Below are 16,696 nucleotides of genomic sequence, written 5' to 3' on the forward strand. Positions count from 1 at the left end.
GCGCCTATCGCCCGGACTTGAGCTCGGACCACAGGCGAGTCTGCAGGCGCAGGATGCTCAAAGGCAGCGCCTTGATGACAAAGAGCGTCTTGGCCACTTCCGGTGTGGGATATATCTCCGGATTGTCGGCAACCTCCTTGATCACGTATTTGCGCGCCTCTTTGTTGGCGTTGGGATAGAACATGGTGTTGGTGATGGCCGCATGCACTTGAGGGGTCTCGATATAGTTGATGAAGGCCATCGCATTCTGGGGATGCGGCGCATCCTTGGGGACGGCCATCACGTCGAACCAGGCCGGCGCTCCGCCCTTGGGAATGAAGTAGTTGATGTCGTAGGGCTTTTTGGCCTGGCGGGCGCGGTGGCGGGCGATCATCACGTCGCCCGAATAGCCGTAGACCATGCACAGGTCGCCGGAGGCCATTTCGTCGATATAGCCCGAGGAATTGAATTCGCGGATATAGGGGCGGATTTTCATGAGCACCTGCATCGCCGCCTTGTAGTCGTCGGGATTGGTGCTGTTGGGATCCTTGCCCAGATAGTGCAGCACGGCCGGGAACACCTGGGCAGCCTCATCGAGCACGGAGATACCGCAGTCCTTGAGTTTGGCGGCGTTTGCGGGGTTGAAAAGCATGTCCCAGCTGGCCAGATCGGCCTTGTCACCCAGGCGCTTCCTGACCGCGGTAACGTTGTAGCCTAAGCCGTCCGTCCCCATGCCCCAGGGCACGGCGTACTGGTTGCCGGGATCGACCGAGGCCACCAAGGCCATGATGGCGGGATCCTCGTAGTTCAGGTTGGGCATGTGGGCCTTGTCCAGCTTCTGGAACAGGCCGGCCTGGATCTGGCGCGCGACGTAGTTGGTGGACGGCACCACCACGTCGTAGCCGGTATGCCCCGTCAGGAGCTTGGCCTGCAGGACGTCGTTGCTGTCGTAGACGTCATACCGGACCTTGATCCCGGTCAGCCGCTCGAAACCCGGAATCGTATCGGGCGCGGTGTAGTCGGACCAGTTGTAGACGTTGAGAATTTTTTCTTCCGCCGCTGTCGCGCTAAAGGCAGCCAGCGCCAGGGTTGCCGCGAGTATTGTCGCTGCGTGTTTTGCGAGCTTCATCGTTTTCCCTTAGTCTGGATCTTGCGTCCAGGGTTTGCCAAAAAGCGGAATGATAAAGCCTTTTCCTCCAGGGAAAATTGGGGAAATTCTGGTTGTTGTTTGTTGGGTTCTTTGCTGGCGTTTATTGGGTTATTGCGCCGTCTGCGGGGTATCCGGCGAGGCCCTCTCGGATCAGCCCGCCCGATTCCGCATCCAATCGGCCACGCCGAAGAATGAATGCAGGATCCGGTCCTGCAGCGGCTGGGGAACGCCTTGGTCCTGCATCGCGCGCCCCATACAGGCCACCCATTGGTCGCGTTCGCTTTCGCCGATGGAAAACGGCAGATGGCGCGCCCGCAGGCGCGGATGGCCGAAGCGCTCAATGTAGTGATCGGGACCGCCGAAATAGCCGCACAGGAACCAGAAGAGCCTGTCGCGCGCCTGGTCCAGGCTGGGGCCGTGCACGCCGCGCAGGACGGCGAAGTCGGACTCCATGTCCATGAGGTCGTAGAAATGATCGACCAAGGTGCGCACGGCAGGCTCGCCGCCCAGCAGTTCGAAGAAAGTCTTGCTGGAATCCAGGGGCTCGAAAATCGGCTCGACTCGGGTGATCGCTGTCATGGAAAGCTCATCGAAACAGGGTTCAGGTTTCTCGCAAGCTTACCAAGGGCGGCGCGCGCAAGACGCCGCGCAGGGCCAGGGCACCGCCGGTCCAGGCCACCAGCATGCCGGCCGCCGGTCCTGCCAGCCAGGGCCAGAGGCTGGGAGCCATGGTAAAGCGAAACACCTGCTCGGCCAGCAACCAGGCCAGGGCGACGGCTCCGAACGCAGCCAGCAGGCCCGCCAGCGCCCCGACCGCCAACAATTCAATGCGCTGAGTGCGGGCCAATTGCACGCGGGTGGCGCCCAGGGCGCGCAGCACCGCCGCTTCGCGCACGCGCTCATCGCGCGTAGATGCCAGTGCGGCGGCCAGGACCAGCATGCCCGCCAGCAGCGTGAAGGCAAAGAGCAGTTGCACCGCGCGGCTCACTTCGGCCAGCACGACCTGCAGTTGCTGCAAGATGGCGGCCACATCGAAGACCGTCAGGTTGGGGAATCGGGCAACCAGCACGCGCAGCACCGCGCCTCGGCCCGGGGGCAGGTAAAACGAGGTGATCCAGCTGCGCGGCAGCCCCGAGAGCGTGGCCGGCGAAAGGATGGCGAAAAAATTGACCCGCATCGAATCCCAGTCAACCGTGCGCAAGCTGGTCACCCTGGCATCGACGTCCTGTCCGCCCACTTCGAACACCAGCCTGTCGCCTAGGTGCAGGCGCAGCCGCTGGGCCAGACCCGTTTCCAGCGACACCTCGCCTTGCCCGTGCGGCCGCAGCCATCTGCCCTGCGCAATGCGGTTGCCCTTGGGCAGGCTGGCATCGTAGGACAGGTTGAACTCGCGATCGACCAGGCGCTTAGCGCGCGGATCGTCGTAATCGTCCGGCCCGACGGGCTTGCCGTTCACCGCGATCAGGCGGCCGCGCACCATGGGCAGGAGCTTCGCTTGTACCAGCCCGGCGTCTGCGAGCTGCCGGGACACGGCGTCGCGCTGGTCGTCCTGCACGTTAATGAGAAAGCGGTTGGGCGCCTCCAGCGGCAAGGAGCGCTGCCAGCCTGCGATCAGGTCGGTGCGGGTCAATGTGAGCAGCAGCAGCGCCATCAGGCCCACCGCCAAGGCGCACACCTGCGTGATGGTGGCCAGACGGCGGCGCACCACGCCAGCCAGGGCGAAACGCAGAGCCGGCGCGCCTTGCAAGACATTGCGCAGCCTGCCCAGGGCCAGCACGCACAGCCAGGCAGCCAATGCGAACGCCAGAAAGGCCCCGAGAAAGCCACCTGCCACGATGACGGCCAGCCTGGCATCGCCCGCGAACCACCAGATCATCAGGGCCATGCCCAGCGCCCCGAGGGCGTACCCCGCCAGATCGCGGAGCGGCGCGGCATCGAGATCGCGGCGCAATACGCGGGCCGGAGGCACCCGGCGCAGTCGCGACAGCGACGGCATGGCAAAACCCAGGAGCAGCAGCATGCCGGTCAGCATGCCCTGCAAGGCAGGCAGAAAGGACGGCGCGGGCAAATGCGTATTGATGAGCCCGGAAAGCAGCCAGACCAGTACCTGATGCACGCCATAGCCCAACGCGCATCCCGCCGCACAGGAAAAAAGGCCCACCGCGCCGAATTCGACCCGCAACAAACGCGTGACCTGCGCCTGCTGCGCGCCCAGGCAGCGCATGACGGCAATGCCGTCTCGGTGGCGCTGCATGAACCGGCCGGCGGCCAGCGCCACAGCCACCGCGGCAATCATCACGGCCAGCAAGGCCACCAGGGCGAGAAAGCGCTGGGCGCGGTCCAGCGTGCGGCGCACTTCGGGGCGGCCCGATCCCAGGCTGGCAAGCTTTTGTCCGCGCCCCAGCCTGGACTCGAGCCAGGCGCGATATCCTGCCACGGCATCAGGCGGGCCCGCTGCCAGAAGGAAATAATCGACCCGGCTGCCGGTCACCACCAGATCGGTAGCCGGCAGGTCAGACAGATTCATGAGCACGCGCGGCGCCAGATCGATGAACTGCATGCCGCGGTCGGGTTCGTAGGACAGCACCTTGGCCACACGCAAATGCGCATCGCCCAGGGCAATGCTATCGCCCATCTTGATGCCAAGCAGCGCGGGGAGCTGCGCATCGACCCAGACCGTACCGGGCGCGGGCACATCGCGGGTGGCCGCGTCCGGGCCATAGGGTTGGCCGGCCACGCGCAGTACGCCACGCAAGGGGTAACCCGGCTCGACGGCCTTGAGCGAGACCAGCTGGGCGCGGGAGGCCGAACTGGCCATGGATGGAAACTGTTCGACCGCGGACAGGTTCAGGCCTAGTCTGCGCGCCTGGACGGAAAAATCCGTGGGAATGGGCGCATCGGCCTGCAACACCAGGTCGGCGCCCAGCATCTGGGCCGAATCGCGCACCAGCGCCTGTGACACTCGGCTGGACAGAAAGCCCACGCTGGTAATCGAGGCCACGGCCACCACCAGGGCCAGGATGAGCAGCCGCAATTCACCTGCGCGCGCGTCGCGCCGCATCAGTGCCAGGCCAAGGCGCCAGGCGGAAAATTGGGGAAATCCGGGATCGGCCATGCCTGCCATGGTAGCCAATCCCGAGAACTCGGGCTGGAAAAATCAGCGCGGCCGCTTGTCGACCACGCGGCGGGCCTTTCCGGTCAGCGTGCGTTCGACGAAACCGCCTTCGGCGACGCGCACGCGCGCGGTCACGCCGATGTAGGACTTGACCGCGTGCTGTAGCTGCTTGCCCAGGGCATCGCGTTCGGCTTCGCAGAGGTGCTCGAACTCGGCGCGCACTTCGGCCAGGATCTCCAGCGCGTCCAGATTGCCCTCGCGCGTGAGCACCAGTTGGTAGTGCGGCGCCAGTTGGGCGATCTTGAGCACTTGCTCCTCGACCTGGGTGGGAAACACATTGACCCCGCGGATGATCAGCATGTCGTCGCTGCGGCCGGTGATCTTGCCGATGCGGCGCATGCTGCGCGCGGTGGGAGGCAGCAGGCGCGTGAGGTCGCGCGTGCGGTAGCGGATGACCGGCATGGCCTCCTTGGTAAGCGAGGTGAAGACCAGCTCGCCCTCCTCGCCATCGGCCACGGGCAGGCCGGTCTGCGGATCGATGATCTCGGCATAGAAGTGGTCTTCCCACACCACCGGACCGTCCTTGGTCTCGACGCATTCGCTGGCAACGCCGGGCCCCATCACTTCGGACAAACCGTAGATGTCGACCGCATCGATGCCGGCCTCGGATTCGATGTCCTTGCGCATCTGGCCCGTCCAGGGTTCGGCGCCGAAGATGCCGATGCGCAGCGAACTGGCGTGCGGGTCAACGCCCTGCCTGCGCTGCTCTTCGAGGATGTTGCAGAAGTACGAGGGCGTGACCATGATGATGTCGGGCTTGAAATCCTGGATCAACTGCACCTGCTTCTCGGTCTGCCCGCCGGACATCGGGATCACGGTGCAGCCCAGCCTCTCGGCGCCGTAGTGTGCGCCCAGGCCTCCGGTGAAAAGGCCGTAGCCGTAGGCCACGTGCACCACGTCGCCCGGTTTGCCGCCGGCAGCGCGGATCGAACGCGCAACCAGGCCAGCCCAGTTGTCCAGGTCCTGTTTGGTGTAGCCCACCACGGTCGGCTTGCCGGTAGTGCCGCTGGAGGCGTGCACCCGCGACACCTGCTCGCGCGGGACGGCGAACATGCCGAAGGGATAGTTCTCGCGCAGCTCCTTCTTGGTGGTGAAGGGAAACCTGGCGATGTCTGACAGCTGTTTGAGGTCGTCCGGATGCACGCCGGCATTATCGAAGGCCTGCCTGTAGTGCGGCACATTGTTGTAGGCATGGGCCAGCGTCCATTTCAGGCGCTGCAGCTGCAGCGCCTCAATCTCATCACGGCTGGCGTGTTCGATGGGATCCAGGCCGGGCTTGCTGAGGGTATTCATGATTGTCTCCTGCTTTTATTTCCACGCATGTTTCACTGGGGCGCTAGGCCTGGTGCGAGTCGCCGATGACCTGCCCCTTGATGCGGTAGGAGCGGCCGCGGAAGATGGCGATGGTTTTGCCTTCCTGGTTGGTGATGGTGATGTCGTAGATGCCCGTGCGGCCGGCCAGCGAACGCTCCTGGGCCAGGGCCGTGAGCATGTCGCCCTCGAAACCGGGCGCCAGGTAGTCGATGGTGCAGCCCGAGGCCACGGTGGCGACGTTGCGCGAATTGCACGAGAAGGCGAAAGCGCTGTCTGCCAAGGAGAAGATGAAACCGCCATGGCAAGTACGATGGCCGTTGAGCATGTCGCCGCGCACCGTCATCGTCAGCTTGGCATAGCCCGGCGCGACTTCGACCACGCGCATGCCCAGCCCCTGCGTGGCCGGGTCCTTGGCGTACATGCCCTCGGCCACGGCCTGGGCCAGGGCCTGGGGATCGGTCGGAACATTCACGACAGTGCTGTCCATCACTCCCCCCTGAATTGCGGTGCGCGCTTTTCCAGGAAGGCGGCCACGCCCTCGGCGTAGTCGCGGCTCCTGCCCATTTCGCGCATCAGATCGCGCTCCAGGTCGAGCTGGGTCGCCAGATCGTTGCCCAGGCTGGCCGCCAGAGCCCGTTTGGTGGCAGCCAGGCCCTTGGTGGGCGCCTGCGCAAAGTGCAGCGCCAGCCTATCGAGCTCGGCGTCGAACTGCTCGTCGGGCACGCATTGCCAGATCAGCCCCCAGGCCTCGGCCTGGCGCGCCGGCAACTTGTCGCCCAGCAGGGCCAGGCCCAACGCGCGCGCGCGGCCCACCAGACGCGGCAGCGCGTAGGTGCCGCCGGTATCGGGAATGAGGCCCAGCCGGGAGAAAGACTCGATGAAACTGGCCGACTCCTTGGCGATGACGATATCGCCGGCGAAAGCCAGGTTGGCCCCGGCGCCCGCGGCCACGCCGTTCACGCCCACGATAACCGGCATGGGCAACGCATGCAGGCGCCTGACCAGCGGGTTGTAGTAGGTGTCGACCGTCTCGCCCAGGTCTATGGGCTGGTCCGAAGGCTTGCGCTCGCTCAGGTCCTGCCCGGCACAGAAACCGCGGCCCGCACCGGTGATGAGCAGCACGCGGGCGCCTTCGGTTTCGACGCGGCCAATCGCATCAGCCACTTCGCCGTGCATGGCCGCCGTGAAACTGTTGAGCTTGTCGGGCCGGTTGAAGGTCAGGCGCGCGATGCCCTCATTCAGGTCGAAAAGAATGTTTTGATACGCCATGCCCGCCTCACACATGCCAGCGCGTCTGCACAACGCGGAAGCGATTGGACACGAAAGCCGAATCCGACAGGGCTGCGTTGGCCGCCGGGTTGGCGCCGGTGCCGTGGAAATCGCTGAAGGCCGCGGTCTGGTTGACGAAGACGGCACCGGTCAGGTTGAGCGAGAGCGCCACGCCGGATTCCTCGGCCGCTTCGCGGGCCTGCTCGGCGACCTTCGGGTCGGTGGTGTAGACCGACAGGCTCAGCGCGCCATGCTCCTGCACACTGCGCCGGGTCAGCTCGATGCTGTGCGCGGTGGAATCGGTGGCCACTATAAAAGCCACCGGACCGAACCATTCCTGCGTTAGCGCCGCGTGGCCCGCTTCGGCGCGCAGCAGCAGCGGCGTGCGCACGCGGGCCTGAGGGTATTGCGGGTGTTCCAGCACGCGGCTTTCGGCCACCACCGTCAGGCCCAGGGCAGACGCCTTTTCGATGCGGGCCACGGTGGCCTCATTCTGGATGGCGCCGAGAAATTCCACGGCCTTGGCCGGATCGGCCGTCAGTTTTTCCAGGGCCGCGCCCAGCGCGGCAGCCACTTCGTCAAAGCTCATCGAGCCTTGGGCCGTACGGATGCCGCCGCGCGGCACGTAGATGTTCTGCGGCGCAGTGCACATTTGGCCCGAATACAGAACCAGCGAAAAGGCCAGGTTGCGCGCCACGGCCTTGAAGTCCTCGGCCGAATCGATGACGACCTGGTTGACGCCGGCCTTCTCGGTATAGACCAGGGCCTGGCGCGCATGGGTCTCGAGCCAATTGCCGTTCTGCGTGCTGCCCGTGAAGTCGATGATCTTGACCTCGGGACGCAAGGCCAGGTCCTGCGCGGTGTCGTCGCCCGCCTCGTGCGCGGCCAACTGCACCACGTCGGGATCCAAGCCAGCCTCGACCAGCACCTCGCGCGCGATCTTGACCGTGAGTGCCAGGGGCAGGATGGCAGCCGGATGCGGCTTGACGATGACAGTATTGCCCGTAGCCAGGCTGGCGAAAAGCCCCGGATAACCGTTCCAGGTGGGGAAGGTGCAGCACCCGATCACCAACGCCACGCCGCGCGGCGTGACAGTGAACTGCTTTTCCATGCGGATGGGGTCGTTCTTGCCCTGCGGCTTTTCCCACAGCGCGCGGGCGGGGATGCGCGCCATCTCCTGCCAGGCATAGGCGACCGCCTCCAAGCCGCGGTCCTGCGCGTGCGGGCCGCCGGCCTGGAAGGCCATGACGAAGGCCTGACCCGTGGTGTGCTGCACGGCATTGGCGATCTCGAACGAGCGCTTGTTGATCCGATGCAGAATTTCCAGGCACACCCCCACCCAGGCGCGCGGACCGGCGCGGCGCCATTGCACCAAGGCCTTGGTGGCAGCGCCGATCAGCGCATCGGGCTTGACGCGCGGATAGGTAATGCCCAGCGCAAAGCCGAAAGGAGAAACCTCGCCGCCCACGCTACCCTGGGCCAGCGGCAGGTCCAAGGGGAAAGGCTTGCCGCGCAGCGCCTCGAACGCCGACGCGCCCGCCTCGGCGGCGCCTTCGCCGTAATTGCGCGGGCTGGGCGATTCGGGATGCGGACTCCAGTAGCCGCGCTCGGCGGCAACGCGCTGGGCCTGTTCCAGCACGGCCTGGTGGCGTTCAAAGAAATCGATGGGCACTTGGTCTCTCCGCGGTGGGTTCGATGAATCGAATTATCTGTCTGAAATAAATAAAAGCCCGGACGCAAGTCCGGGCGCGTGCATCGCTCAGGTTTCCTGGTCGAAATCCAGCACCAGCTTGTCGCTGACCGGAAAACTCTGGCAACTGAGCACGAAGCCGCGAGCCACTTCATAGTCTTCGAGTGCGAAGTTGGCGTCCATATCCACCTCGCCCTGTACGACCTTGCAGCGGCAGGTGGAACACACGCCGCCCTTGCACGAGTATGGCAAATCTACGCCCTGCGCCAGCGCCGAGTCGAGCACGCTGTCGCGGTTCTTGTCGATGAAGAAGCTGCGGCTGTGGCCGTCCTTGACGACGGTGACTTCGCATTGGCCCTTGCCCGGCGCGGCGGCGGCATCGCGGCCGGTGCGCAGCGAGCGCGGCCCCTTGGGCGCGCCGAAAAGCTCGAACTTGATGCGGTCGCCGGGCATGCCCAGCGCCTGCAGGCGCTGGTTCACGCTTTCGATCATGTCCTGCGGGCCGCAGATGAAGGCATAGTCGATGGAATCGACCGGCATCCAGGTGCGCGTCAGCTGGGCCACCTTGTCCCCGTCGAGACGGCCGTTGAACAGTTCGATGTCCTGCGCCTCGCGGCTCATGATGTAGACCAGCGAGAAACGCGTCATATAGCGGTTCTTGATGTCCTCGATCTCTTCGCGAAACAGTACCGAGGACGAGGCCCGGTTGCCGAAGAACAGCGTGAAGCGGCTGTTTGGCTCGGCGGACAGCGCCGTCTTCACCAGCGACAACACCGGCGTGATGCCGCTGCCCACCACGAAGGCGGCGTAATGGCGTGATCGGTCGGGGTCGAAGTCGATGGTGAAGTTGCCCGCCGGCGGCATCACGTCCAGACTCTGCCCGGGCTGCAGCGCGTGGTTGGCCCAGGTCGAGAACACACCCTCGTCGATCTTTTTGATGGCCACCCGCAGCCGGCCCTCGTCGGGCGCCGAGCAGATCGAATACGAACGCCGCACCTCTTGGCCCTCGATCTGGGTGCGCAGCGTCAGGTATTGGCCTGGGCGAAAGGCGAACTCGGACGCCAGGGCCTCGGGCAAATCAAAGGTAACCACCACCGCGTCTCGCGTGTTGCGCTCGACGCCGGCGACTTTCAGTTTATGGAAGGAACTGCTCATCGCGCCGCCCCTGAATCAATGGGTCTTGAAATAGTCGAAAGGCTCGCGGCAGGCGCCGCAGCGGTACAGGGCCTTGCAGGATGTCGAGCCGAAGCCGCTTACCAGGCGCGTATCGCGCGAACCGCACAGGGGGCAGGCCACGGCCGGCATATCGGCGCGGCGCAGGATGCCGGAGACGTCGACGGCCCGCTCGGCCGGCGGTGCGATGCCGTAGTCGGTCAGCGCGCGGCGGCCGCGCTCGCTCATCCAGTCGGTGGTCCAGGCGGGCGCCAGGCGCGTCTGCACGCGCGTGCTGAACACGCCGTGCTCGCGCAGGACGCGTTCGATGTCCTGCGCGATTTCGCGCATGGCCGGGCAGCCCGAATAAGTAGGGGTGATGGTGACCACGCAGGTCTGGCCTTCCCACTGCACCTCGCGCACCACGCCCAGATCCAGCACCGACAGCACGGGGATCTCGGGGTCGGGCACCGCCTGCAGCCATTGCATGACCTGCTCGCATGGGACAACGGAGGCGGCGCTCACCATACGGCTCCGGGATAGGCGCGCTGCAGGTGCTGCATCTGGGCCAGCACAAAGCCCAGGTCTTCGGTGTGGCGGCCCTGGCGCCCGCCGCGCAGCAGCGCGTGATAGGCCTGCCCCTCATCGGGCACGACAAGCGTGGCCTCCTGCAGGACCTCGCGCACATGCGCCAGCCAAGGCCCATGCAGGCCGGCCAGTTCGCAGCCCAGACCTCGAACGGCGACATCGCGGTCGATCTCGTCGTCGGTGAAGAGCTCGCCGGTATAGCGCCACAGTTCGTCCACCGCCGCCTGCATGCGCGCATGGCTTTCGTCTGTGCCGTCGCCCAGGCGCACCACCAGGTCGCTGGAGCGGCGCACGTGATAGGCGACTTCCTTGATGCCCTTGGCGGCGATAGCGGCCACGCGCTCGTCCCCGGAGTGGGCCAAGCCTTGCAGCAGGTAGTAGTGCCAGACATCGTAGAAGAACTGGCGCACCATGGTCTGGGCGTAGTCGCCGTTGGGTCGTTCAACCAGCAGCGGGTTGAGGAACTGGGGCGCGTCGCGATGGTAGGCCAGCGCGTCTTCGTCGCGCCCGGCAGCTTCGACTTCTCCGGCCAGGGTCAACCACATGCGCGCCTGCCCCAGAAGATCGAGCGCGGTGTTGGTCAGGGCCATGTCCTCTTCGAGGATGGGACCGTGGCCGATGAGCGCGCCCAGGCGCTGGGCGAGGATGAGATCGCCATCGCCCAGGCGCAGCAGATATTGGAATAGTGTCTTGTCCATGGTCTGCCGCTCCCGCCTCACATATGGATTTCATCGGGCATGGGAAAGAAGGTCGGATGCCGATAGACTTTGTCGTTGGCCGGCTCAAAGAGCGGCTCCTTGTCCGACGGACTGCTGGCGACGATGTCGAATGCGCGCACAACCCAAATGCTCAGGCCTTCATTGCGGCGGGTGTAGACGTCGCGCGCGTTGTTGATGGCCATTTCCGCGTCGGGCGCATGCAGGCTGCCCACATGCTTGTGGGCCAGGCCGTGCTGGCTGCGGATGAAGACTTCCCACAGGGGCCATTCTTTGCTCATGATGTCTTGTCCTTGGGGTCAGGCGGCCTTGCGGCGCGATTTCTTTTCCGCATGGGCCACCAGGGCCTCGCGCACCCAGGCGCCTTCTTCATGCGCCTTGGCGCGAGCGGCCAGGCGCTCGCGGTTGCAGGGGCCGTGCCCCTTGAGGACGGCATAGAACTCGGACCAGTCGATTTCGCCGAAATCGTAGTGGCCGCGATCGGCATTCCATTTCAGATCGGGATCAGGGATGGTCAGGCCCAGGTATTCAGCCTGCGGCACGGTCTGGTCGATCATCTTCTGGCGCAGTTCATCATTGGAAAAGAGCTTGATCTTCCATTGCATGGACTGCACGCTGTTGGGCGAGTCGGCGTCGGGCGGGCCGAACATCATCAGGGCGGGCCACCACCAGCGATTGAAGGCGTCCTGGCACATGGCTTTTTGTTCGGCGGTGCCATGCAGGCACATCTGCACCAGCAGGTCGTAGCCCTGTCGCTGGTGGAAGGACTCTTCCTTGCAGACGCGCACCATGGCGCGCGCATAGGGGCCGTAGGAGCAACGGCACAGCGGGATCTGGTTGATGATGGCCGAGCCGTCGACCAGCCAGCCGATCATGCCCACATCGGCCCAGGTAAGCGTGGGGTAGTTGAAGATGCTGGAGTACTTGGCCTTGCCCGAATGCAGGTCGGATATGAGTTCGTCGCGCGAGACGCCCAGGGTTTCGGCGGCGCTGTAGAGATAGAGGCCGTGGCCGCCCTCGTCCTGCACTTTGGCCATGAGGATGGCCTTGCGCTTCAGACTGGGCGCGCGGGTGATCCAGTTGCCCTCGGGCAGCATGCCGACGATTTCGGAATGGGCGTGCTGTGAAATCTGGCGTACCAAGGTCTTGCGGTAGGCCTCGGGCATCCAGTCCTTGGACTCGATGCGCACGCCTTCTTCAAGGCGCCGCTGAAAAGTCTGCTCGTCGCCGGAGAGTTCGTCGACGCCGCGAACGCGGGCCACGCCGGTTTCGACCAATTGCGCGTACATGATTTGTCTCCTTGCACACCCACGGGAAGGCCGCTTCGCTTGCCCTGACGGACTTGAACTTACGCCCGCAGGCGCGACCTGTCGATAAACAAGATTATTAAATACAGATTTTTCATTGTCAATCAAAAAACCGTATCACATTTGAATTATGTATCATGTCGGAACTGTCCCCGATCCTCTGCCGGAGCCGGCGCCATGGCTGCTGCCCCCACCCCGCTGGACCGCTTTTTGCAACGCCTGCTCGAGGACGATCCGCCGCGCGCGCAGTCGCTGTGCGTGAGCCTGCTGGGTGACGCGCTGGCCCCGCACGGTGGGGCCATCTGGCTGGGCAGCCTAATCGAATTGCTGGAGCCGCTGGGCATCAACGAGCGGCAGCTGCGCACCAGCGTATTCCGCCTGGTAGCCCGGGGCTGGCTACGCGCAGAACGCCATGGCCGACGCAGCCTGTACCGACTGGCCGAACATGGTCAGCGCGACACGGCGCACGCTTCGCCGCGCATCTACGAGGGCGCCAAATCTGCCTGGGACGGCACATGGACGCTGGTGGCTCTGCCTCGCATCGGCAACAACGCCATGGCCGAGCGCGCCGAACTGCGCCGCGAACTGCTCTGGGAGGGCTTCGGCATGATGGCGCCGGGCCTGTTCGCCCACCCCCAGATCGAAGCGGGCACGGCGCACGACATCCTGCAAAAGCTCGGCATTCCCGACAAGGCGCTGGTACTGGCGGCGCAGGATTTGGCTGGCGCAGGCGGCCTGCCCATAGCCAGTCTCGCCGCGCAGTGCTGGAATCTGGAAGAAGTAGCCGGACAATACCGGCTCTATATCCGTAACTTCGAGCCGCTGGCCCGACTGCTGCAGGACGACAGTCCCGAACCCGCGCAGGCCTTTGCCGCCCGCGTGCTATTGCTGCACCACTGGCGCCGCACCGTGCTGCACGACCCCAGGTTGCCCGCCGCCCTGCTGCCCGCAGCGTGGCCCGGCCATCAGGCCCGCGCGCTCTGCGCCCGCCTGTACTGGCAGCTTTTCGATGGTTCGGAAGCCCATCTCGATCGCATCGCCGGCCAGGACAACGCCCACTATCAGGCATTGGGCAACGCCGCCTTCAAACGCTTCGGCGGACGAGACACGCAAGCCTGACAAAACACGATACCGGACCATGCTCGAACGCCCCCTATCCGCACCGCCCGGCTGGCGCCAGATCCTCGCCGATCTCACTCCCACCGCCGCCGCCAACGGCCTGATAGGCATGATTTTCAGCGCGACCGGGCCGGTTGCCATCGTGCTCGCGGTCGGCACCCATGCAGGCCTGACCGAGGCGCAGATGGCGTCCTGGCTGTTCGGCGCATTCACCCTCAACGGCCTGCTCAGCCTGTTTCTGTGCTGGTTCTACCGCAAGCCGCTGGTGTGCTTCTGGACCATACCGGGCACGGTGCTGATCGGCCCTGCCCTGGGCCACCTGAGCTTTGCCCAGGTGATGGGCGCCTGTTATGTCACCGGGTTGCTGATGCTGCTGCTGGGTCTGTCCGGCTGGGTGCGGCGGGTAATGAATGCCATCCCCATGCCCGTGGTCATGGGCATGGTCGCCGGCGTGTTCCTGAACTTCGGACTGAACCTGGTGCGCGCGATGCACAGCAACGTGGCCATCGCAGTTCCCATGGTCGTGACCTGGCTGGTACTAGGCGCTGTCCCCGCCCTGGGTAGACGCATGCCGCCGATCTTGGGCGCGCTTATTGTCGGTGTGCTGGCCATTTATCTGTCGGGCCAGGGCCACGACCTGAACCTGGGAGGCGCGGGGGCCGTGCTGGCCCGGCCCGTCTTCGAGCCGCCGGTCTGGTCTTGGCGGGCCATGGTCGAGCTGGTGATTCCCCTGACCATTGCCGTGCTGGTTGTGCAGAACGGCCAAGGCATTGCCGCCTTGAAAGCGGCGGGCCACGACACCCCGACCAACGCGGTGGCCGTAGCCTGCGGCATCGGCAGCCTGATCACCGCCGCCGTGGGCTGCGCCTGCACCTGCCTGACGGGTCCGACCAACGCCATCATCACCTCGTCGGGCAGGCGCGAGAGCCACTACGCCGGCGCCATTTTCTGCGCGCTGCTGGCCATCGTGTTCGGCCTGTTCTCGCCGCTGTTCACCCGACTGCTGCTGCATACGCCGGGCGCCTTCATCATGGCCCTGGGCGGTCTGGCCATGCTGCGGGTGCTTCAGGCTTCCTTCGTCACGGCTTTTCGCACCCGTTTTACGCTGGGCGCGATGGTGGCTTTTCTGGTGACGGTGGCCAACCTGAGCATTGCCAACATCGGCGCGGCCTTCTGGGGCCTGGTGGCGGGCTTTGCCGTATCGTGGCTGCTGGAGCGGCCCGACTTCCACGCGGTGGCCAAGGAACTGGCCGCCCAGCGCGGATAGAAAAACCGCCGCGCCATGCGGCCCGCGCCTTACAGCTTGAGCAAGTGCTCGCGGTAGTACTTGAGTTCGTCGATCGACTCGTAGATGTCGGCCAGGGCTTCGTGACGGCTCTTTTTCTCGAAGCCCTTGTACACCTTGGGCGCCCAGCGGCGCGCCAGCTCCTTGAGCGTGCTCACGTCCAGGTTGCGGTAGTGAAAGAAACGCTCGAAAGTCGGCATGTAGCGGAACATGAAGCGCCGGTCCTGGCTGATACTGTTGCCGCACAGCGGCGACTTGCCGGCCGGCACATGCTGCGACAGGAAAGCAATGAGCCGCTGCTCGGCATCGGCTTCGTTGAGCGTCGATGCCTTGACCTTGTCGATCAGGCCGCTCTTGCCGTGCGTATTCTTGTTCCAGCTATCCATGGCATCAAGCGCGCTGTCGGGCTGATGAATCACCAACACCGGACCTTCGGCCACCACGGTCAGATCGGGTTCGGTGACCACCACGGCCACCTCGATGATGCGGTCGGTTTCCGGTTCGAGCCCAGTCATTTCCATGTCGAGCCAGACCAGACGGCTCTCGTGTCGCGCCACACCCGGCTGCGCTACACCTGCTTGCTTGTTTGCATCGTTGGTCATTTGCTCATCGCCCTATAATTTGCCTTATCAAAAGCCGATTTTCTCATACCCCGCCGTGTCCCCTGCCGCCCTCTTCTCCCTGATTTTCGTCGTTCTGCTGCTGGCCGACCTGGCCGTGCGCATGTGGCTGTCCGCCAGGCAGATGCGCCACGTGGCCGACCACCGCGACCGGGTGCCGGACGAATTCGCCGATCGCATCAATCTGGCGAGCCATCAGCGCGCGGCCGACTACACGCGGGCGCGCTTACGGCTGGGCTGGGTCGAGCAGGTGTACGACGCCGCGATCCTGCTGGCCATGACGCTGTTGGGCGGCCTGCAATGGCTGGACCGGGTCGTGGGCCACATCACCGATCACTCCTTGCCGCGTCAATTGTTGCTGCTGGTGGCCGTGGCAGCCGTGATGGGCGTGCTGGGGCTGCCTTTCGCCTTGTGGCGGCAGTTCCGCCTGGAAGCACGCTTCGGTTTTAACCGCATGACACCGGCCCTATTCGTGGCCGACACGGTCAAGGGCATCGCACTGGGATTGGTGCTGGGCCTGCCCCTGGCCGCGGCCGTGCTGTGGCTGATGGGACAGGCCGGCGCCGCCTGGTGGCTATGGGCCTGGGGCCTGTGGGTAGCCTTCAACCTGCTGCTGCTCTTTATCTATCCCATGTTCATCGCGCCGCTGTTCAACAAGTTCACGCCGCTGGCCGACGCAACACTGGCGGTTCGCATCCGCCAGCTGGCGCTGCGCTGTGGCTTCGCGCTCGGCGGCTTGTTCGTCATGGACGGCTCGCGCCGTTCGGGGCACGGCAACGCCTATTTCACGGGGTTCGGCAAGGCGCGCCGCATTGTGTTCTTCGACACCCTGATTGCGCGCCTGAACGCAGATGAAATCGAGGCTGTGCTGGCCCACGAGCTGGGGCATTTCGCGCACGGACACATCGCCCGCCGCATCGTCATGAGCTTCGTGCTGGCGCTGGTCTTCTTCGCCCTGCTGGGCTGGCTGGCACAGCAGCCCTGGTTCTATGCCGGGCTGGGAGCCTTGCCCCGCGGCGACGGCAGCGACAATGCCCTGGCCCTGCTGCTCTTTTTCCTGGTGCTGCCGGTGTTCACCTTCCCGCTCACTCCGCTGGGCAGTTGGTACTCACGGCGCAACGAGTTCGAGGCAGACCGCTATGCCGCCATGCAAAGTTCGGCCGCGCAACTGGTATCGGCATTGGTCAAGCTGTATGACGACAACGCAGCCACGCTCACGCCCGACCCGGTGCATTCGGCTTTCTACGACAGTCACCCGCCCGCGTCCGTGCGCATCCGCCATCTGCTGCAGACATGAGCGCGCCGAGCCGCCTGGTGCGCTCATTCTCTTTA

The 16,696-nt window shown here is 65.1% G+C and carries 16 protein-coding genes; 3 read left to right on the top strand and 13 right to left on the bottom strand.

Annotated features, from left to right (window positions below; all coding sequences use genetic code 11):
• Positions 1-4: 4 nt before the first annotated feature.
• The 12 genes from H143_RS0116880 to paaA all read right to left on the bottom strand — a co-directional run bounded on the left by H143_RS0116880 (position 5) and on the right by paaA (position 12,322).
• A complete protein-coding gene (locus tag H143_RS0116880) occupies positions 5-1,108 on the bottom strand; it encodes a polyamine ABC transporter substrate-binding protein (protein ID WP_019939440.1) in 1,104 nt (367 codons plus the stop codon).
• Between the two features lie 171 nt (positions 1,109-1,279).
• Positions 1,280-1,708 carry a group II truncated hemoglobin gene (locus H143_RS0116885; protein WP_019939441.1) on the bottom strand — a complete coding sequence of 143 codons (429 nt, stop codon included), beginning with the start codon at positions 1,706-1,708 and terminating at the stop codon, positions 1,280-1,282.
• Between the two features lie 22 nt (positions 1,709-1,730).
• Positions 1,731-4,253, bottom strand: coding sequence for an ABC transporter permease (locus tag H143_RS0116890; protein ID WP_019939442.1), 2,523 nt, complete (start codon positions 4,251-4,253; stop codon positions 1,731-1,733).
• A gap of 33 nt (positions 4,254-4,286) precedes the next feature.
• Positions 4,287-5,600 carry a phenylacetate--CoA ligase PaaK gene (gene paaK / locus H143_RS0116895; RefSeq protein WP_026350175.1) on the bottom strand — a complete coding sequence of 438 codons (1,314 nt, stop codon included), beginning with the start codon at positions 5,598-5,600 and terminating at the stop codon, positions 4,287-4,289.
• 40 nt (positions 5,601-5,640) lie between these two features.
• Positions 5,641-6,105, bottom strand: coding sequence for a hydroxyphenylacetyl-CoA thioesterase PaaI (paaI, locus tag H143_RS0116900; RefSeq protein ID WP_019939444.1), 465 nt, complete (start codon positions 6,103-6,105; stop codon positions 5,641-5,643).
• Positions 6,105-6,887: a 2-(1,2-epoxy-1,2-dihydrophenyl)acetyl-CoA isomerase PaaG gene (gene paaG, locus H143_RS0116905; protein WP_019939445.1), complete on the bottom strand. Its 783-nt coding sequence runs from the start codon at positions 6,885-6,887 to the stop codon at positions 6,105-6,107. The genes paaI and paaG overlap by 1 nt, the downstream gene beginning before the upstream one ends.
• Before the next feature lie 7 nt (positions 6,888-6,894).
• A complete protein-coding gene (gene paaN, locus H143_RS0116910) occupies positions 6,895-8,559 on the bottom strand; it encodes a phenylacetic acid degradation protein PaaN (RefSeq protein WP_019939446.1) in 1,665 nt (554 codons plus the stop codon).
• Positions 8,560-8,646: 87 nt separating this feature from the next.
• Complete coding sequence (gene paaE / locus H143_RS0116915) at positions 8,647-9,732, bottom strand: 1,2-phenylacetyl-CoA epoxidase subunit PaaE (RefSeq protein WP_019939447.1); 1,086 nt, start codon at positions 9,730-9,732, stop codon at positions 8,647-8,649.
• Between the two features lie 15 nt (positions 9,733-9,747).
• Positions 9,748-10,257, bottom strand: a complete 510-nt coding sequence (paaD, locus tag H143_RS0116920) for a 1,2-phenylacetyl-CoA epoxidase subunit PaaD (RefSeq protein ID WP_369751155.1) — start codon at positions 10,255-10,257, stop codon at positions 9,748-9,750.
• Positions 10,251-11,015 carry a 1,2-phenylacetyl-CoA epoxidase subunit PaaC gene (gene paaC, locus H143_RS0116925; RefSeq protein ID WP_019939449.1) on the bottom strand — a complete coding sequence of 255 codons (765 nt, stop codon included), beginning with the start codon at positions 11,013-11,015 and terminating at the stop codon, positions 10,251-10,253. Before paaC ends, paaD begins: the two co-directional genes overlap by 7 nt.
• A 17-nt stretch (positions 11,016-11,032) precedes the next feature.
• Entirely contained in the window at positions 11,033-11,314 is a 282-nt protein-coding gene (paaB, locus tag H143_RS0116930) for a 1,2-phenylacetyl-CoA epoxidase subunit PaaB (protein ID WP_019939450.1), read from the bottom strand.
• Positions 11,315-11,332: 18 nt separating this feature from the next.
• The gene (gene paaA, locus H143_RS0116935; RefSeq protein WP_019939451.1) at positions 11,333-12,322 is read right to left on the bottom strand and encodes a 1,2-phenylacetyl-CoA epoxidase subunit PaaA; all 990 of its coding nucleotides are present in this window, start codon (positions 12,320-12,322) and stop codon (positions 11,333-11,335) included.
• 195 nt (positions 12,323-12,517) lie between these two features.
• Between paaA and paaX the strand changes: the two genes are divergently transcribed.
• Positions 12,518-13,459 (top strand): phenylacetic acid degradation operon negative regulatory protein PaaX, encoded by a 942-nt coding sequence (paaX, locus tag H143_RS0116940; RefSeq protein WP_019939452.1) that lies wholly within the window; start codon positions 12,518-12,520, stop codon positions 13,457-13,459.
• Between the two features lie 19 nt (positions 13,460-13,478).
• Positions 13,479-14,726, top strand: a complete 1,248-nt coding sequence (locus tag H143_RS0116945; RefSeq protein WP_019939453.1) for a benzoate/H(+) symporter BenE family transporter — start codon at positions 13,479-13,481, stop codon at positions 14,724-14,726.
• Positions 14,727-14,755: 29 nt separating this feature from the next.
• Here the strand turns inward: H143_RS0116945 and orn are convergent, their stop codons facing one another.
• Entirely contained in the window at positions 14,756-15,301 is a 546-nt protein-coding gene (gene orn, locus H143_RS0116950) for an oligoribonuclease (RefSeq protein ID WP_026350177.1), read from the bottom strand.
• A gap of 166 nt (positions 15,302-15,467) precedes the next feature.
• Here orn and H143_RS0116955 point away from each other — a divergent pair, with 166 nt between their 5' ends.
• Entirely contained in the window at positions 15,468-16,661 is a 1,194-nt protein-coding gene (locus tag H143_RS0116955) for a M48 family metallopeptidase (protein ID WP_051094508.1), read from the top strand.
• Positions 16,662-16,696: the final 35 nt, after the last annotated feature.

The organism is Bordetella sp. FB-8 (assembly GCF_000382185.1).
GTDB lineage: Bacteria > Pseudomonadota > Gammaproteobacteria > Burkholderiales > Burkholderiaceae_B > Bordetella.

What these genes read in the sequence shown, in the direction of transcription:
- H143_RS0116885 (WP_019939441.1), bottom strand. Translation starts at nt 1,708, where the DNA reads ATGACAGCGATCACCCGAGTCGAGCCGATTTTCGAGCCCCTGGATTCC.
- H143_RS0116880 (WP_019939440.1), bottom strand. Translation starts at nt 1,108, where the DNA reads ATGAAGCTCGCAAAACACGCAGCGACAATACTCGCGGCAACCCTGGCG.
- paaG (WP_019939445.1), bottom strand. Translation starts at nt 6,887, where the DNA reads ATGGCGTATCAAAACATTCTTTTCGACCTGAATGAGGGCATCGCGCGC.
- H143_RS0116890 (WP_019939442.1), bottom strand. Translation starts at nt 4,253, where the DNA reads ATGGCAGGCATGGCCGATCCCGGATTTCCCCAATTTTCCGCCTGGCGC.
- paaA (WP_019939451.1), bottom strand. Translation starts at nt 12,322, where the DNA reads ATGTACGCGCAATTGGTCGAAACCGGCGTGGCCCGCGTTCGCGGCGTC.
- paaB (WP_019939450.1), bottom strand. Translation starts at nt 11,314, where the DNA reads ATGAGCAAAGAATGGCCCCTGTGGGAAGTCTTCATCCGCAGCCAGCAC.
- H143_RS0116955 (WP_051094508.1), top strand. Translation starts at nt 15,468, where the DNA reads ATGTGGCTGTCCGCCAGGCAGATGCGCCACGTGGCCGACCACCGCGAC.
- paaC (WP_019939449.1), bottom strand. Translation starts at nt 11,015, where the DNA reads ATGGACAAGACACTATTCCAATATCTGCTGCGCCTGGGCGATGGCGAT.
- paaI (WP_019939444.1), bottom strand. Translation starts at nt 6,105, where the DNA reads ATGGACAGCACTGTCGTGAATGTTCCGACCGATCCCCAGGCCCTGGCC.
- paaE (WP_019939447.1), bottom strand. Translation starts at nt 9,732, where the DNA reads ATGAGCAGTTCCTTCCATAAACTGAAAGTCGCCGGCGTCGAGCGCAAC.
- H143_RS0116945 (WP_019939453.1), top strand. Translation starts at nt 13,479, where the DNA reads ATGCTCGAACGCCCCCTATCCGCACCGCCCGGCTGGCGCCAGATCCTC.
- paaD (WP_369751155.1), bottom strand. Translation starts at nt 10,257, where the DNA reads ATGGTGAGCGCCGCCTCCGTTGTCCCATGCGAGCAGGTCATGCAATGG.
- paaX (WP_019939452.1), top strand. Translation starts at nt 12,518, where the DNA reads ATGGCTGCTGCCCCCACCCCGCTGGACCGCTTTTTGCAACGCCTGCTC.